Annotated in this window: 13 protein-coding genes and 1 riboswitch; of the genes, 6 read left to right on the top strand and 7 right to left on the bottom strand. The window is 38.4% G+C overall.

Annotated features, from left to right (window positions below; all coding sequences use genetic code 11):
- Positions 1–33 precede the first annotated feature (33 nt).
- Positions 34–543: a YqhR family membrane protein gene (locus OSO01_RS10490; protein ID WP_246145120.1), complete on the bottom strand. Its 510-nt coding sequence runs from the start codon at positions 541–543 to the stop codon at positions 34–36.
- 255 nt (positions 544–798) lie between these two features.
- Between OSO01_RS10490 and OSO01_RS10485 the strand changes: the two genes are divergently transcribed.
- Complete coding sequence (locus OSO01_RS10485; RefSeq protein ID WP_147210391.1) at positions 799–1,176, top strand: SA1362 family protein; 378 nt, start codon at positions 799–801, stop codon at positions 1,174–1,176.
- A gap of 174 nt (positions 1,177–1,350) precedes the next feature.
- Here the strand turns inward: OSO01_RS10485 and OSO01_RS10480 are convergent, their stop codons facing one another.
- Together OSO01_RS10480 and mntR are read right to left on the bottom strand one after the other, a co-directional pair.
- The gene (locus tag OSO01_RS10480) at positions 1,351–2,241 is read right to left on the bottom strand and encodes a patatin-like phospholipase family protein (RefSeq protein WP_147210390.1); all 891 of its coding nucleotides are present in this window, start codon (positions 2,239–2,241) and stop codon (positions 1,351–1,353) included.
- A 139-nt stretch (positions 2,242–2,380) separates the two neighbouring features.
- Complete coding sequence (gene mntR, locus OSO01_RS10475; protein WP_147210389.1) at positions 2,381–2,800, bottom strand: transcriptional regulator MntR; 420 nt, start codon at positions 2,798–2,800, stop codon at positions 2,381–2,383.
- Positions 2,801–3,265: 465 nt separating this feature from the next.
- Here mntR and OSO01_RS10470 point away from each other — a divergent pair, with 465 nt between their 5' ends.
- Positions 3,266–4,240 carry an ABC transporter ATP-binding protein gene (locus OSO01_RS10470; protein ID WP_147210388.1) on the top strand — a complete coding sequence of 325 codons (975 nt, stop codon included), beginning with the start codon at positions 3,266–3,268 and terminating at the stop codon, positions 4,238–4,240.
- Complete coding sequence (locus OSO01_RS10465; protein WP_147210387.1) at positions 4,227–5,000, top strand: ABC transporter permease; 774 nt, start codon at positions 4,227–4,229, stop codon at positions 4,998–5,000. The genes OSO01_RS10470 and OSO01_RS10465 overlap by 14 nt, the downstream gene beginning before the upstream one ends.
- A gap of 47 nt (positions 5,001–5,047) precedes the next feature.
- Here OSO01_RS10465 and OSO01_RS10460 read toward each other — a convergent pair whose 3' ends face one another.
- Positions 5,048–7,612: a vitamin B12-dependent ribonucleotide reductase gene (locus OSO01_RS10460; RefSeq protein ID WP_147210386.1), complete on the bottom strand. Its 2,565-nt coding sequence runs from the start codon at positions 7,610–7,612 to the stop codon at positions 5,048–5,050.
- Positions 7,613–7,944: 332 nt separating this feature from the next.
- Here OSO01_RS10460 and OSO01_RS10455 point away from each other — a divergent pair, with 332 nt between their 5' ends.
- A complete protein-coding gene (locus OSO01_RS10455; RefSeq protein WP_147210385.1) occupies positions 7,945–8,319 on the top strand; it encodes a rhodanese-like domain-containing protein in 375 nt (124 codons plus the stop codon).
- 93 nt (positions 8,320–8,412) lie between these two features.
- Here the strand turns inward: OSO01_RS10455 and gcvPB are convergent, their stop codons facing one another.
- The 3 genes from gcvPB to gcvT are packed head-to-tail and all read right to left on the bottom strand — an operon-like array spanning position 8,413 to position 12,363.
- Complete coding sequence (gene gcvPB / locus OSO01_RS10450; RefSeq protein WP_147210384.1) at positions 8,413–9,882, bottom strand: aminomethyl-transferring glycine dehydrogenase subunit GcvPB; 1,470 nt, start codon at positions 9,880–9,882, stop codon at positions 8,413–8,415.
- Complete coding sequence (gcvPA, locus tag OSO01_RS10445) at positions 9,875–11,224, bottom strand: aminomethyl-transferring glycine dehydrogenase subunit GcvPA (RefSeq protein WP_147210383.1); 1,350 nt, start codon at positions 11,222–11,224, stop codon at positions 9,875–9,877. The genes gcvPB and gcvPA overlap by 8 nt, the downstream gene beginning before the upstream one ends.
- Before the next feature lie 35 nt (positions 11,225–11,259).
- On the bottom strand, positions 11,260–12,363 hold the full coding sequence (gene gcvT, locus OSO01_RS10440; RefSeq protein WP_147210382.1) for a glycine cleavage system aminomethyltransferase GcvT: 1,104 nt from the start codon (positions 12,361–12,363) through the stop codon (positions 11,260–11,262).
- Between the two features lie 325 nt (positions 12,364–12,688).
- Positions 12,689–12,778: riboswitch (glycine riboswitch) on the bottom strand.
- A 137-nt stretch (positions 12,779–12,915) separates the two neighbouring features.
- Here gcvT and OSO01_RS10435 point away from each other — a divergent pair.
- Positions 12,916–14,583: a DEAD/DEAH box helicase gene (locus OSO01_RS10435; RefSeq protein WP_147210381.1), complete on the top strand. Its 1,668-nt coding sequence runs from the start codon at positions 12,916–12,918 to the stop codon at positions 14,581–14,583.
- Positions 14,567–15,352: a YqhG family protein gene (locus OSO01_RS10430; RefSeq protein WP_147210380.1), complete on the top strand. Its 786-nt coding sequence runs from the start codon at positions 14,567–14,569 to the stop codon at positions 15,350–15,352. Before OSO01_RS10435 ends, OSO01_RS10430 begins: the two co-directional genes overlap by 17 nt.
- The last annotated feature ends 60 nt before the right edge of the window (positions 15,353–15,412 follow it).

Raw genomic sequence — 15,412 nt, 5'->3', positions numbered from 1 at the left:
ATATTACTTTGAATAACCTCTGATAGGAAAATTCTAGCTTTTTTCAATTATATCTTCAGTCTGCTTAGAATCCATATAATCATAAGAAATAGAATAACCGATAAATGTTCCGTATAGAATAAATAAACATATTGTGGTAACCCAGGTATTCATCGACCACTCCATCACAGCAGGAATATCATTAAATATCGGATGAAATAAAATAAACAGAATCACCCATAAAATAAAACCGTAAATTATCCCAACCCACATATATTTTATTTTTTTGAGAATCAAATAATAAAGACAAGCAATCAGCAAAGAGACCGCTCCCGCCAGAATGGTTGTAAATAAAATACCGAGCCATGTATCTGTCCACTCTGCAGATACCCAGGAAGTTAACAGATAATATTTCGGAGTAACCTCCAGAAAATTGAAATAATACATAGCACTTGCAAGTAAACTGAATAAAACTCCTCCAATAAACCCTGTGTACATTGATTTTTTTAATACTGATTCCTCATTGTCCTTTAGTTGTTGTTTCTTTGACATACGTCTCATCATCAAACACCTCCATTCTCTATTATGGCCAAATAATAAAACTAGTATGATTGGATAATCTTTTGAACATCTGTGGGAATATTTTTCATGAAACAGGGAATAAATAATTAATAGGCAAATAAATTTCGCGTGTTGCAGCAATTTCTATATTGCTCTAAGAACCTGAGTGAACTTTGAAAAAGGTCCTTAACAGGCATACTCTATCAAGATATGGTAAAATATAAGTAGAATACAATGTGTGAGAAAGGAGGATTTCAATTGAGAAATAAAGCAGTATCTATTTTTGTTTACTTGATAATTGCTTTTGCAGCATTTGGTTTAATTTCCCAGTTATTTGGAAATACAGCTGCGTTTTTATCAAGGCTATTAATTTCGATTGGAATAGGAGCAGCTATTTTTGGATTGGTTTATTTCTTTCTCATACGCAGGCAGCAGCCTTCCGGACGGCAGCAGGATAATATGAAAAAATACAAGCAGGCTGTTAAACAATCCAAATCAAAGTATGGTCGTCAAAACGCCGTGACAACTGCCAGCAATCAGAAACCAGGACAAAAGAAAAAGAGTACCAGGAGAACGAGCCATTTACGGGTTATTGAAGGTAATAAATCAAAGAAAAAGAATCGTGTTTCTTCTTAAACAGACTTGTTAAATTACAAACTTTTGCAGGAGCTTAGATACTAAGCTCCTTTTTACATATACATGGTTTCCTCTCTAAGTGAAGAAGACTGTCAATATCATATCTTTCCAAAAACGTATTTAATGCGTTTTTTGCAATTTATCCATTAGACTCGTTTGAATATTAAAGATAACCTAACCACTCCAGGTGCGTAAAAAGCTTTCACTGGATTCTTTCCCGATTTGCCGCAGCTTCTCTCTGCTTTCTTCTGTAATATTAAAATTCATAGAGCTCACTTCAGGAGTAGGTACAAAAATAATATGGTCCGCCTGTGATTTTGATATATAGCGATTATCATGTGCCTGCTTCATTGTTGCGAAAAGGCGGGGAAACATATTGAGAGCATTTCGAATTTCGCGGGGTTCCATGGATGTAGATGTGTCTGTCAGTTTCACGCCAATTACAGGACGAGCTTTCTTTTTCTCATCTTCAGCAAAAATCCATAATGGAAAATTACTAAGTAAACCACCATCGACTATAACGCTTTTTTCTTTATTTTTACCTTGGATTCTTTTTGGCATAAAAAAATAAGGAAATCCTGCACTCATACGAATAGCAGCAGCTACAGAAAAAGTTTCTGGCTGTAGTCCGTAAACTCTTTCTAAATCATCTGGAATAACTATCAGCTTCCCCAGAGATAAATCACTGACAACCACTTTTAACACACCTGGCTTTAAATCACCGAATTGATATATATTCTGTCTGGCTAACGCTTCTCCCAGCCACGCTTCCAGCTTCTCCCCTTTGTATAGCCCTAATTGATAATAAAGAAACAACCACTTTGTCACTGGCAATACCTTTGATAACCATGGCGGATCAGCTAATTTCTCAACATCCAATGTTTTCATTAACTCTTTAATATCTTTATAGTGATACCCTGCAGCCAGGAACCCTGCTATAATAGCACCTGCAGAAGTCCCTGCTGCACGTTCTACCTGCAGATTTTTCTCTTCCCAGGATTCTAACACGCCAACATATGCAAACCCCTTCACTCCCCCGCCAGAAAATACAGCATCAATTTTCATGACATCGCTCCATCCCTTATAGGTGCTTATTGATTTATACGTTTATTGGCTTGTTTATTATGCTTCTTCCACTTCAGGGATGGATTTAATTAGAAATTTAAATGCATCAAAAAAACCAGTCATTTCTTAGAACAACTGGCTATGCTTTATTTGTTTCACTTATTTTCTGCAAATCGTTACGCCGCTGCTCATCTTCTTTAAAATAAGCAACAACATCTGCTATCCTGTCAATAGAATTCCAGCTTAGATGATGCTCAATTCCTTCCACATCATCATATATGCGCTCTTTTTCTACTCCTATTAACTCGAGGAACTCCTCTAACAGTTCGTGTCTGAAAACCAGCCGTTCTCCGATTTTCTTCCCCTTCGCCGTTAACACGAATCCCCGGTACTTTTCATAGTCTAAATATTTGTCCTTGTCCAATTTTTGTACCATTTTTGTAACAGAGGAAGGATGCACCTCTAAAGCTTCCGCAATAGATGAAACTCTGGCGTATCCTTTTGCTTCAATTAAATTATAAATAATTTCAATATAGTCTTCCATACTTGGTGTAGGCATAAAAAGCTCCTCTCTTTGCATTATCCCCAGAAAATCTGGTATTCGTTAAAGGAAGTATTGAAAGCATATTTCTCTTTCTTCAAATCCGATAAAGTTCTTCTTAAATAAATATCTTCTTTAAGCCCAGGGACTGGGCTTACCTATTCTGTAGAATAGCTTTTACGGTTAACCGGTCTATTAAAACCGTTGTGTTTATGCAGATAACTATGGTGCCTTTAATAAGAAAGTTAATTTTTTTTATCAAAGGAAACTTTTTTTCTAACTTAATCATAGCTGATTTTCCCATAAAACTCAAGTTATAATCTTTTTCCTGTAATTGTCCCCTCTCTTTTCCATTTTTACAGTATGGAATAGGAGAATGTCAAATCATTATCTACATCTTAAGACGGAGCATATTTCCTTCGTCAGATTGTTGTTGTTATTTTTGACAATTGCTAAGATTATGTCATAAGGAGGAGGAATAAAGTGGAGAAAATTATTGAGATTAGTAATTTAGCCAAGTCCTACCGTAAAAGGAAATCAAGAGAAATTATTCAAGCTGTAAAGGATGTTGATTTTAATGTTTATAAAGGAGAGATACTTGGATTGTTAGGACCAAACGGAGCAGGCAAAACAACCACTATTAAATTAATATGTGGTCTGCTGTACCCGGACAGTGGAGAGATAAAGATAAAAGGGATACCTAATACTGACAACCGTTTAGAATCGTTACAGCATATCAGTGCAGTTCTGGAAGGAAATCGTAATTTATATTGGCGGCTAACAGTCAGAGAAAATCTGGAATATTTTGCAGGAAACAGAGGCAGATCAAGAAAGGAAGTTAAAGAGGAAATTGATGAATTACTCCATATGTTCCAATTAAAAGACAAAGAAAATGAATTAGTAAACAGACTCTCACGCGGTATGCAGCAAAAATTAGCCATTGCCGTAGCTATGCTTGCTAATACGGAAGTATTACTTTTAGACGAACCGACACTTGGCCTGGATGTGCAAACAGGGCTGGAGGTCAGGGAGATACTGAAATCGATTGTTAAAAATTATCAGCGTACGATCATAATCAGCTCTCATGACATGGATGTTATCCACGATATTTGTGATCGTACCGTGATTATTAATCAGGGGACAGTCGTTATCGATCAGCGGGTTGATGAGCTGATAAAATTATTTGAAGTCCTTTCCTACCGTTTAACCTTAAATGAACCGCTTTCCCTTGACCAGCAAAAAGCAATTTCGACACGTTTTCCGACAAATGAATATGTGGAGGATCAAGTATACAGCTATCTCACTGTACAGCTAGAGAAAAGCGAGGATATTTATCAGATTTTTCAGGTATTACAATTAAATCGCACACCAATTGATTCGATTGACCGGAAAGCAATTCGATTTGATGAAGTATTTCTAAAAATTATACAAGGAGACCACCAATATGCAATGGATTAACTTATTTCGTGCCAATCTGCGAAAGGAATACCTGGAAATGAAGCGTTATCTGCCAAATACAATTGCCCTTGTCTTAACGTTTTACTTTATCTTTTTAGGATTATTCGGGGTCATTCATTTTTTTGGAGATCCATCGACACAGGATGCTAATATCCAATTTGTTATTGTTAATTATATTTTTTGGTTTTTGGCGCTTAGTGTCATTCAAATGTTTGGTTTTGAAATTGTCAATGAAGCCATACGTGGAACGCTTGAACAATTATCTATGTCCCCGATGGGAATCTGGCGAATTTTAAGCACCAGACTGATTGCCAGTACCATTATTTACGGAATTATTATATTTGTTTTATTAATTATTACGATGCTGACTGCAGGACAATGGCTTAATATTGATATTTTATCTATTTTTCCTATCTTTGTTTTAACTGTTTTCGGGATGTATGGTGTCGGTTTAATGGTTGGTGGATTGGCAATTGTTTACAAACAGATCCAGGCATTCCTGCAGATTCTGCAATTCCTGCTGGCAGGACTTACTTTTATTCCGCTTGCAGCATCTCCACTTATGTATTTCCTGCCATTTGTCATTGGTGTTGATTTAGTCAGAGACATTATGATTGACGGACAGACATTAATAAATATCGGATGGCTCCCTCTAACAATTTTATTTATAAATGCTTTTGTCTATTTTGTCGCCGGTCTGTTGTTCTTTAATTACTGTGAACGCATGGCTATGAAAAAAGGATTGCTTGGTCAATATTAGCACAAAAAAAGGAGAGCAGTTCAATCAGAACCGCTCTCCTTCTCACTTTACAATCCACATTTCAATTGTGCACCGCAGCTGGTACAAGTATTACAGCCGCCAATGTCTTCCACGCTTCCCTCCCGGCAGACCGGGCATGTATCGCCTACTTCTGAACCGATAGTTACATTTGTTTTATCTAATTCCTGAATCGTGTCCATAAGAACAATTTTCTTATCTTTTTCTTCATCCGGGAATAATTCTGTTTGTTCTCCAACCTGATTATCTTCCGCTTTCAGGGTCAGCACCTGTGAATCTCTGCTTCCGTCAACATAGACTGTACCGCCTTTAGCGCCGCCATTATAAAGACGTCGATAAACACTCTCTACCTGATCAACGGTATAGCCCTTCGGCGCATTTACCGTTTTGGATATAGAGCTGTCCACCCAGCGCTGTATCACACATTGTGCATCAGCATGTGCTTCAGGGCTTAAATCCATTGCAGTTACAAACCAATCCGGCAAAGGCTTGTCCGCTGCTTCCGGATGCGCTTGTAAATATTCCTCTACAATATCTGCTTTTACTTCAATAAACTTCCCTAATCTGCCGCTTCTAAAGTAAGAGAATGAGAAGTATGGCTCCAGCCCTGTACTTACTCCGACCATTGTACCTGTACTTCCTGTTGGAGCTACAGTCAGCAGGTGCGAGTTTCGGATACCATGTTCCAGAATGCCCTCCTGAATATCCTCTGGCATTTTTTGCATATAACCCGTTTGGATAAAACGTTCACGTAAAGCTTTTGTTTCTTCCTCCGTTTCTCCGACTAAGAAGGGGAAGCTTCCTTTTTCTTTTGCCAGCTCAATAGAAGTCCGGTACGCTGTTGTTGCAATGATTTCAAATACCTGGCCGGCAAGCTTATTTCCTTCTTCCGAACCGTAAGCTGTCTCACAGTAAATTAATAAATCATGCAGTCCCATAACCCCTAAACCGACACGTCTTTCCCCTAATGCTTGTTTTTTATTTTCGGCCAGAAAATATGGTGTTGCATCAATAACATTGTCCTGCATTCGAACCCCAGTCTCAACTGTATCCTTTAATTTTTCTACATTTACCGTTTTTGTTCTCTTATCTGCCATTTCTGCTAAATTGACAGCAGCTAAATTACAGACAGAAAACGGTGCCAGCGGCTGCTCACCACAAGGGTTGGTTGCGACGACCTGTTGACCGTACGCTTTTGCATTTGTCATATCATTAGCATTATCAATAAAGAAAATGCCCGGCTCTGCTGAGTACGTTGCACAAATATTGATTAGGTTCCACAGCTCTTTTGCTTTCACTTTTCGATACACACGAACGCCATAGCCCATTTCTTCCCATTTACGGACATCTCCAACCTCGTGCCACTGTTCGTTATAAGCTTTCATTTCTTCTGTTGTATAATTCTCTACATCCGGAAATCGCAGTTCATAATAATCGTCCTCTTCAACAGCTTCCATAAATTCTTTGGTAATGCAAACAGAAATATTAGCACCTGTCAGGAAATCTGGGTTATGAACCGAATAAGTTCCTCCATCACGCAGCTGGTCATTGGCCTTTTTCATTGCTGCATCCGTAAATCCTCCTTGACCAGGTATTGCTTTATAATTGACAATCCCTTGATATAAATCAAATTCGGTTTCAGTCAGCGGCGTAAATTTTAATTTTTCTTTTGCCAGCTGCTTAATTTGTTCGTCGTCCGTATTTTCTATTAAATAACGTAATATACGCGGATTTTGCATCTTAGAAATAATAAATTCAATAATATCCGGGTGAGAATCAACAAGCATAATCATTTGCGCACCTCGTCTGGAGCCGCCTTGTTCCACCAGATTTGTCAATTTAGCAATATCATCCAGCCAGGAAACACTGCCGGATGATTTTCCGTTAACGCCTCTAGCCAATGTGTTACGCGGTCTTAACGTGGAGCCATTTGTACCGACACCGCCGCCGCGTGACATTATCTCCATCACCTGCTTACGATGATCCGAAATTCCTTCGCGGGAATCTTTTACAAAAGGCATAACGTAGCAATTAAAATATGTTACATCTGTTTCAGCTCCTGCGCCATAAAGCACGCGCCCTGCAGGAATAAAGTTCATGGAAGCTAATTGCTTGTAAAATGCTTCAAAGGATGCAGCCTTTCTTTCTTCCGTTTCTTCAACCTCTGAAAGCCCAGTTGCATTTCTTTTGGCAATTTGTTCATAATAAATTTCCAAAGGCTTCTCGATAACATCAAGAGAACGCGTAATAATACCGCTTTCCCGCTCTTCTTCCTTATCTAATACACCAATATAATCTGATTCGACAGCCACTTTCGCCTTGTTTTCTTTCCAATTAATATCTATAATAAACCCTAGGCCCCGTGCCGGGAATTTAGGATCTGCTTTTACAGTCAGAACGACAAAATCGCCGTTTTTTAACGTTTTTTTCTCCGTATCTTTAAAAGCATATCGATCCAGCATTACCAGCCTGGACACACCTTGATGTGTAATATGCATTTCCTCTGTAATTGAGTGTACTGCTTCGAATTTTTTTATATCTTCATTAAGCGCATCTATATTAATCTGTCTTAATGATTCCAAATGGATAGTCAATGTTATCGCTCCTTGTCATCTTACGATTAATTAATTATTAGTTTATCATATCCACTGCCCAAAATACAATATATAGTATCCATTTCATTATTTCGACACAATATATAGTTAATTATCAGAATAGCAAGTAATTCCCATTAAAATATTGGCTATTTTTTTATTCCCTTAAAATGGATGGGGAAACCTCTCCTTTATTAAAAATAACATCTGAAATTTGAAAGAAGACTATTTTTTTATAATAAATAGGGGTTTCACAAATAAAAACTTTGAAAAATAAAATCCCTGCCCATATAATGAATATGTAGAATATAAAGATAGACGGGGGAAACAAAATGACATTTTTACTTATTGCTTTAGTTGTTCTGCTTGCGGTTTCTATTTTTCGCTTTTATAGACAACGCACTTATCTAAATGGATTGACAGAAGAACAATTTCGAGAAGGATATCGTAAAGCACAGTTAATTGATGTTCGTGAACCGCAGGAATTTGAAAGAGGTCATATCCTTGGGGCGCGTAATATTCCGGTAACACAGATGAAGCAAAGACTTGTTGAAATGCGAAAGGACAAGCCTGTGTACCTGTATTGTCAAAATAGCAGTCGTTCCGCAAGAGCTGCGCAGCTGTTGCACAAAAAAGGATTTAAGGATATTTATCAGCTGAAAGGCGGATTTAAAAAATGGACTGGTAAGATTAAAACAAAAAAATAATCTTTTCTGGTTATCGCCATTGAAATGCATATTTAACGTTAAAAGCTGATTCAGAGCAAAAATTACTCTGAATCAGCTTTTATTATCTGTTATTTATGATATTTCCCCTTCTTCATATCGAAGTATCGGCTTACGAGCAGCTGTAGCTTCATCCATCCGTTTTACAATTGTATTGTGCGGAGCTTCCTGAACAATTTCCGGATTTTCTTCTACTTCCTTTGCAATATGAATCATGGTATCAATAAAGGAATCCAATGTTTCTTTAGACTCTGTTTCAGTCGGTTCGATCATCATTCCCTCTTCCACATTTAGCGGGAAATAAATTGTCGGCGGATGAAAATCAAAATCTAACAGTCTTTTTGCCATATCTAATGTCCGGACACCCAGTTTTTTCTGAATACTCCCTGATAGTACAAATTCATGCTTACAATGCTGCGGATACGGCATTTGAAATGCTTTTTCCAGTTTGCGCATCATATAATTCGCATTTAACACAGCATATTCACTGACTTTTTTCAGGCCTTCTGCACCCATCGTCCGAATATACGTATACGCACGTAAATTAATACCGAAATTCCCATAGAACGGTTTGACACGGCCAATGGATTTTGGTATGTCATAATCCAAGCTGAAAGTACCGTTGTCTTTAATAATCAATGGTTTTGGCAGATAAGCGGCAAGCTCCTCACTGACCCCAACAGGTCCTGAACCCGGTCCTCCGCCGCCATGTGGTCCTGTAAATGTTTTATGAAGGTTTAAATGAACCGCATCAAATCCCATATCTCCAGGTCTTACATAGCCCATAATCGCATTTAAATTGGCCCCGTCATAATAGAGCTTTCCACCGGCTTCATGAACAATGGACGCCATCTCTAAGATATCTTTTTCAAATAAACCTAATGTATTAGGATTGGTAAGCATTAATGCAGCTGTATCTTCCCCGACAACACGCCGCAAATCATCGAGATCCACGAGACCCTCTTCATTTGATTTAACTGTCACAGCTTCAAATCCAGCCACTGCTGCGGATGCCGGATTTGTTCCATGGGCCGAGTCCGGCACAATTACTTTTGTCCGGTGATGGTCTCCATTTGCTTCATGAAATGCCCGGATCATCATTAATGCTGTCCATTCTCCCTGTGCGCCGGCAGCTGACTGCAGAGAGACCTCATGCATGCCTGTAATTTCTTTTAAAGATTCCTGTAAATCGTAAAGCATTTCTAAAGCACCCTGTACTGTCCCCGGGTCCTGATATGGATGAATATGACTGAACCCTTCTAGACGAGCAATATCTTCATTGATTTTCGGGTTATACTTCATCGTACACGATCCAAGCGGATAAAATCCGGAATCCACACCATAATTGCGGGATGCAAGTCCAGTATAATGACGGATAATATCTAATTCACTTACTTCTGGAAGCTTTGGCGGCTCTTTACGAATATAAACATCTCCTAACTCCGCTTCCAGATCAAAGGATTCAATTTCTAACTCCGGCAAGCTGTAGCTTGTTCTACCTTCTTTACTGCGTTCAAATAATAATGGAAAATTTTTATCAGACATGCATATCCCCCAATTCTTTCACAAGTTGATCAATTTCTTGTTTTGTACGAATTTCTGTCACAGCCACGAGCATCAGACCTTGATATACCGGGTCAATCTTCCCTAAGTCGAAGCCGCCAAGAATACCTTTTTCAAGCAAAGCAGCATTCACTTTTGTAATATCCTGGTCCAGCTGAATAACAAATTCATTGAAGAAAGAACCTTCATAAACAACTGGTATACCGTTTTTTATAAATTTCTTTTTCGCATAACGGGCCTTCTGCATATTCATTTCAGCCATTTTCCGTATACCGTGCTTACCGATAGAACTCATTGCAACAGAACTCGCTAAAGCATTCAGTGCTTGATTGGAGCATATATTTGATGTCGCTTTATCACGGCGGATATGCTGCTCACGTGCCTGCAGTGTCAACACATAGCCTCTTACATCATTTTCATCATTTGTCTGGCCTACTAAACGCCCGGGAACTTTTCGCATTAATTTCTTTGTTGTTGCAAAGTAGCCGCAATGCGGTCCGCCGAATTGCGCTGGAATTCCAAACACTTGCGTATCACCGGTTACAATATCTGCTCCAAATTCTCCAGGAGGAGTCAGGTACCCTAAAGCAAGCGGGTTACTGGAAACAATAAGCATTGTTTTCTTTTGGTTTTCTAACAGCTTTTGAATAGCATCCATCGGCTCAATCTGTCCAAAAAAGTTGGGATATTGAACAACAACACCTGCTATCTCATCATCAAGCTTTTCCTCTAAATGAATGAGATCTGTTTTTCCGTTATTTAATTTTATCGGGATAATTTCAATTTCCTGTCCTTTGGCATATGTTTGAATAACCTGCTGATATTCAGGATGTACAGCATCTGAAACCAATACTTTCTTTCTCTTCGTCTGGGCTGCACTTAAATTAACTGCCTCTGCTAAAGCTGTTCCCCCGTCATACATAGAGGAATTCGCAACTGGTAAGCCTGTCAGCTCAGATATCATTGTCTGAAATTCAAAGATAGCCTGCAATTCTCCTTGAGAGATTTCTGGCTGATAAGGCGTATATGCTGTGTAGAATTCAGATTTAGAAATCACATGATCGACTATGGACGGAATATAATGATCGTATACACCGGCTCCAAGAAATGATACAACTTCCTTGGTACATATATTTTTATTTGCCAATGCTGTCAGTTCTTTCGTTAATGCATATTCATTAATGGGCTGCTTTAAATCCAGTTCTTTTTGTAAACGGACACCTGCTGGAATATCAGCAAACAGCTCATCTGTATCCTCTATCCCTATTGCCTTCATCATTTCTTGTTTATCTTCACTTGTCATCGGTAAGTAACGGAACTCCATCTTTTCTCCCCCTTATTTATTACGCTGGTAAACGATTATCTACGGTAAAATGGTGTTTTGACCACCTTTGCTTTTAAACGGCGCTTCCTCACCTGAACCTCCAGCCCCGTCCCAATTTCCGCAAATTCAGTTTTGATCAATGCTAAGCCGAGATTTTTATTTAAGGTCGGTGATTGTGTACCTGATGTAACAAAACCAATTTCTGTATCGTCCTGATATACAGAATAGCCATGTCGCGGAATACCTTTATCAACCATTTCGATTCCCATAAGCTTTCTCTCCAAACCCGCCTCTGCTTGTTTTTTCAGAGCTTCTTTACCAGTGAAATCAGCCTCTTTGTTCAGCTTAACAGCAAATCCTAATCCCGCTTCCAACGGCGAAATATCAGCTGACAGCTCCTGACCATATAAAGCAAGGCCTGCTTCAAATCGCAACGTGTCCCGTGCCCCTAATCCGATGGGTTTGATTCCTTCCTCTTTTCCTATTTCAAGGAGGAGTTTCCACAGATCTTTTCCATTTCGTGAATCAAGATATATTTCAAAGCCATCCTCGCCTGTATAGCCCGTTCTGGAGATTAAAGCTTCTCCAGCTATCCCTTCAATAGCAACACCTTTTTTAAATCGGAAAAAGGATATGTCGCTCAGCGGTTCTTTTACAACCTTCTGTAAAACTTGCTCTGCTTTTGGTCCCTGCAAAGCTAATTGTGCATAATTTTCCGAAATATTATCCAAAGTAACATCAGGGTTAGAATTATTTTGTTTCAGTAACCACTCAAAATCTTTCTCTGTATTGGCGGCATTCACAACAAGCAGGTATTCATTTTCATCAAGCATATAAACAATTAAATCATCTACCGTCCCACCATCCTCATAGCACATAATCGTATATTGCGCTTTATTTGGGACAAGCTTTGTAATATCGTTTGACAGCGCAGCCTGTAAAAAGTGAGCACTTTCCGGGCCGCTTACTAAAATTTCTCCCATATGGGATACATCAAACAGACCGGCTTTTGTCCGGACAGCTTCATGCTCCTCTTTTATACTTGAAAATTGAACCGGGAGATCCCATCCCCCGAAATCAATCGTCTTGGCAACTTTCTCATAAGCCGGGAAGATTGGAGTACGCTTTAATTCACTCATCTAATTCTCTCCTTTTTTAAGATTGGTTAAAGTGCTGATGAAATAAAAAAATACATTTTTGCATAAAAATAGAGACTCCTCCTAAAAGAAGTCTCTGTCCTCAAACCAGAAAGTTGCATATTCACACTTAACATAAAATTCATTTTTGCAATGAATGAATTAGACTGTCAGCACCACCTTACTCTCCTCAACCATGCTTATTGGCACAGGATAACAAAATGCTTTTACAGACTGGTAAAATGTGAATACTTGCTTCGTGGGTGGCTGATAAGCTTTTAGAGAAAAAACATCTCTCCCTGTTACTTATAAACACTCTCCAGAGTTGCGTCCTACAAGAGTCTTTTTGCCTGAGAGATTCGCTCTTAACTTGCTCCTTCGGCGTTACATTAATTGTAAGCTCTCCCCTTGTGTTCATCCGCTGATTTAATATATTGATGTTGGTTATACTATGTATATGTTAGCAGGAAAATCTATTTGACCAAAGTATATCATATCTCTTCGAAAAAGTAATTGAAAAAACCATATTTTATTGAGAGGGAGTGAATCAAATATATGGATTCTATTCAAATTCGGCAAGATAATCAATTTATAAATGACTTAGAATCAGCTTTTCGTGATGAAAACGATTTAACAAATTGGGAGCTTTTTCGTATGGCGTACCAGGCTGTAAATGTAACGAAAAGACCGTCATTCAAAGGGTTACAAGCACTGGAATATTTACCTCATCTGGATATTCTGGATCACCAGCTGCAAACAGCTGAGCAGGTTCTGGAATCCATGCATGGGCGTGCTATTTTAGCAGACGAAGTAGGACTCGGAAAAACCATTGAAGCAGGTCTGATTCTAAAAGAGTATATGGTGAGAGGTCTAGTAAAAAAAGCATTAATTCTTGTTCCTGCTTCTCTCGTTAATCAATGGGAAAAAGAATTAAACGATAAATTTCTAATTCCGGCCATTGCCTACCGGAAAAATTACAGCTGGGAGGACAATCCAATTGTCATATCCTCTATTGATTCAGCAAAGCGGTCCCCTCATCGGGAAGCTATCTTAAACCTGGATTATGATTTTATTCTGGTAGACGAAGCGCATAAATTAAAAAATGAACAGACGAAAAACTATCAATTTGTACATGAATTAAAGAAAAAATATTGTCTCTTATTAACTGCCACTCCAGTGCAGAATAAACTATTAGAATTATTTAACCTTGTCAGTCTCTTAAAGCCGGGACATTTAGGAAATTATAAAACCTTCACTGAGAAATACGGGAAAGACCGAAAAAAAATGGAACAGGATCCTTATCTGAAGAAACTTGTTCAGCAGGTGATGGTACGTAATACAAGAAAAGATACAACCTTAAATAATTCAAAGAGAAAAATACACACTATTTGGACGTCTCTTCCAGAGAACTATGAGAAGGTTTATCAACAACTTATGGAATTGTCCTTTGGAATGGCATCATTTGCTAAAATCACTTACTTACGTGAATTCTGTTCCTCGAGAGAAGCTTGTTTTACTTCCCTGATGAAATTAGGAGCTCATGAAAATCATACAGCTATTCAAGATGTGATAGAAAATATTGAACAGCTCGATCAGCATCCAAAAGCAGAGAAGCTGGTTGAACAGATTAAATCACTGAATGGTGAAAAAGTTATTGTTTTTACAGAATATCGTGCTACTCAATATTATCTGCAATGGTATCTCCAGCAGCATGGTATCTCATCCGTTCCTTTCCGTGGAGGCTTTAAAAGAGGAAAAAAAGATTGGATGAAGCAATTATTTAAAGACCATGCGCAGGTTCTTATTGCTACAGAAGCTGGCGGTGAAGGAATTAACCTGCAATTTTGCCATCATTTGATTAACTATGATTTACCCTGGAATCCGATGCGGCTGGAGCAGCGGATTGGCCGTATTCACCGTTTTGGCCAAGAATCGGATGTGCATATTTATAATATTGTTACGAAACAGACCATTGAAGAGCATATCCTGTCCATGCTTTACGAAAAAATTCATTTGTTTGAGAATGTTATTGGTAATTTAGATGCCATTTTAGCAGAGTTAAAAGTAGATAGTATGGAAAAGGAAATAGAATCCATCTATCAGGAATCCACTTCAGCCGGAGAGGTACGTATTAAGCTCGATAACCTTACATCCGTGATTGAGCAGGCAAACTTCGAAATTCAGAATAATGAGGAGCAATATAAAGATGGAACAGCAAATTGATTTATCAGATTTTCTCGTCAATTACTTTGAAACAAAGCAGTGTACCATACTTTCTAAGAATGAGGGGCAAATCCACATCCAGCTGAACGAAGAGATGGACAGAGAATTAATGAACCGTCCCTTCTACTGGCATTATATAAAAAAAATGGGACGGGAAGGAGAACCTCAAAAGCTTCGTCTGATTACAGACAAAGAAAAATCAAATGAGCCTGGGGAATGGATTCACTTTGGCAGTCCCAGACTTCATCAAATTATGAATAAACTAATAGAAAAGGAACGCTATACAAGATTATTCGAAAAGATTCAGGTATCAGAAAACACACCGCTATATCCTTGGCTTGTGATTAATATAAAAATCAGCTATCAGGGGGCCCGTCACAAGGATGAGGTGTTTTCTGTCGGTCTGCAGCTGCTTCATGGTCATATGGCTTTAAATATGATGGATTCTCTGGAGGAAATAGCGCTTGAAAGATCAATATCAGATTATTGCTATACGCTGTCTCCAATGATAAATCCCAAAAGCGGCTTTATCCGTATTCAGAATCTCCTGCTGCAGCACGTACAAAACCAGGATAATTCCTGGGCTGCTGAGTCTATAAAACAACTGGAAACAGATAAAGCGACATTAAAGCATTTCTACGAGAACGAACTTGATCATCCAAAGTATTTAGAAGAATTAGAGGCACTGGAAAAGCGATTTAAACCAAAAGTTATTTTTCAAGTTATTAATGGAGGGATTTTTTATTTAACGAAAGCAATGATGGACTAAGATAAGTGCATACCATTCTAGTCGAAAGAGAAAATTAAAAAAGATTCTTTCTATATTTAC

The sequence above is a fragment of the Oceanobacillus sojae genome (assembly GCF_007991515.1).
Taxonomy (GTDB): domain Bacteria; phylum Bacillota; class Bacilli; order Bacillales; family Amphibacillaceae; genus Oceanobacillus; species Oceanobacillus sojae.
The sequence above is the reverse complement of the archived record's forward strand: the minus strand, read 5'-3'. Positions and strand labels throughout refer to the sequence as shown.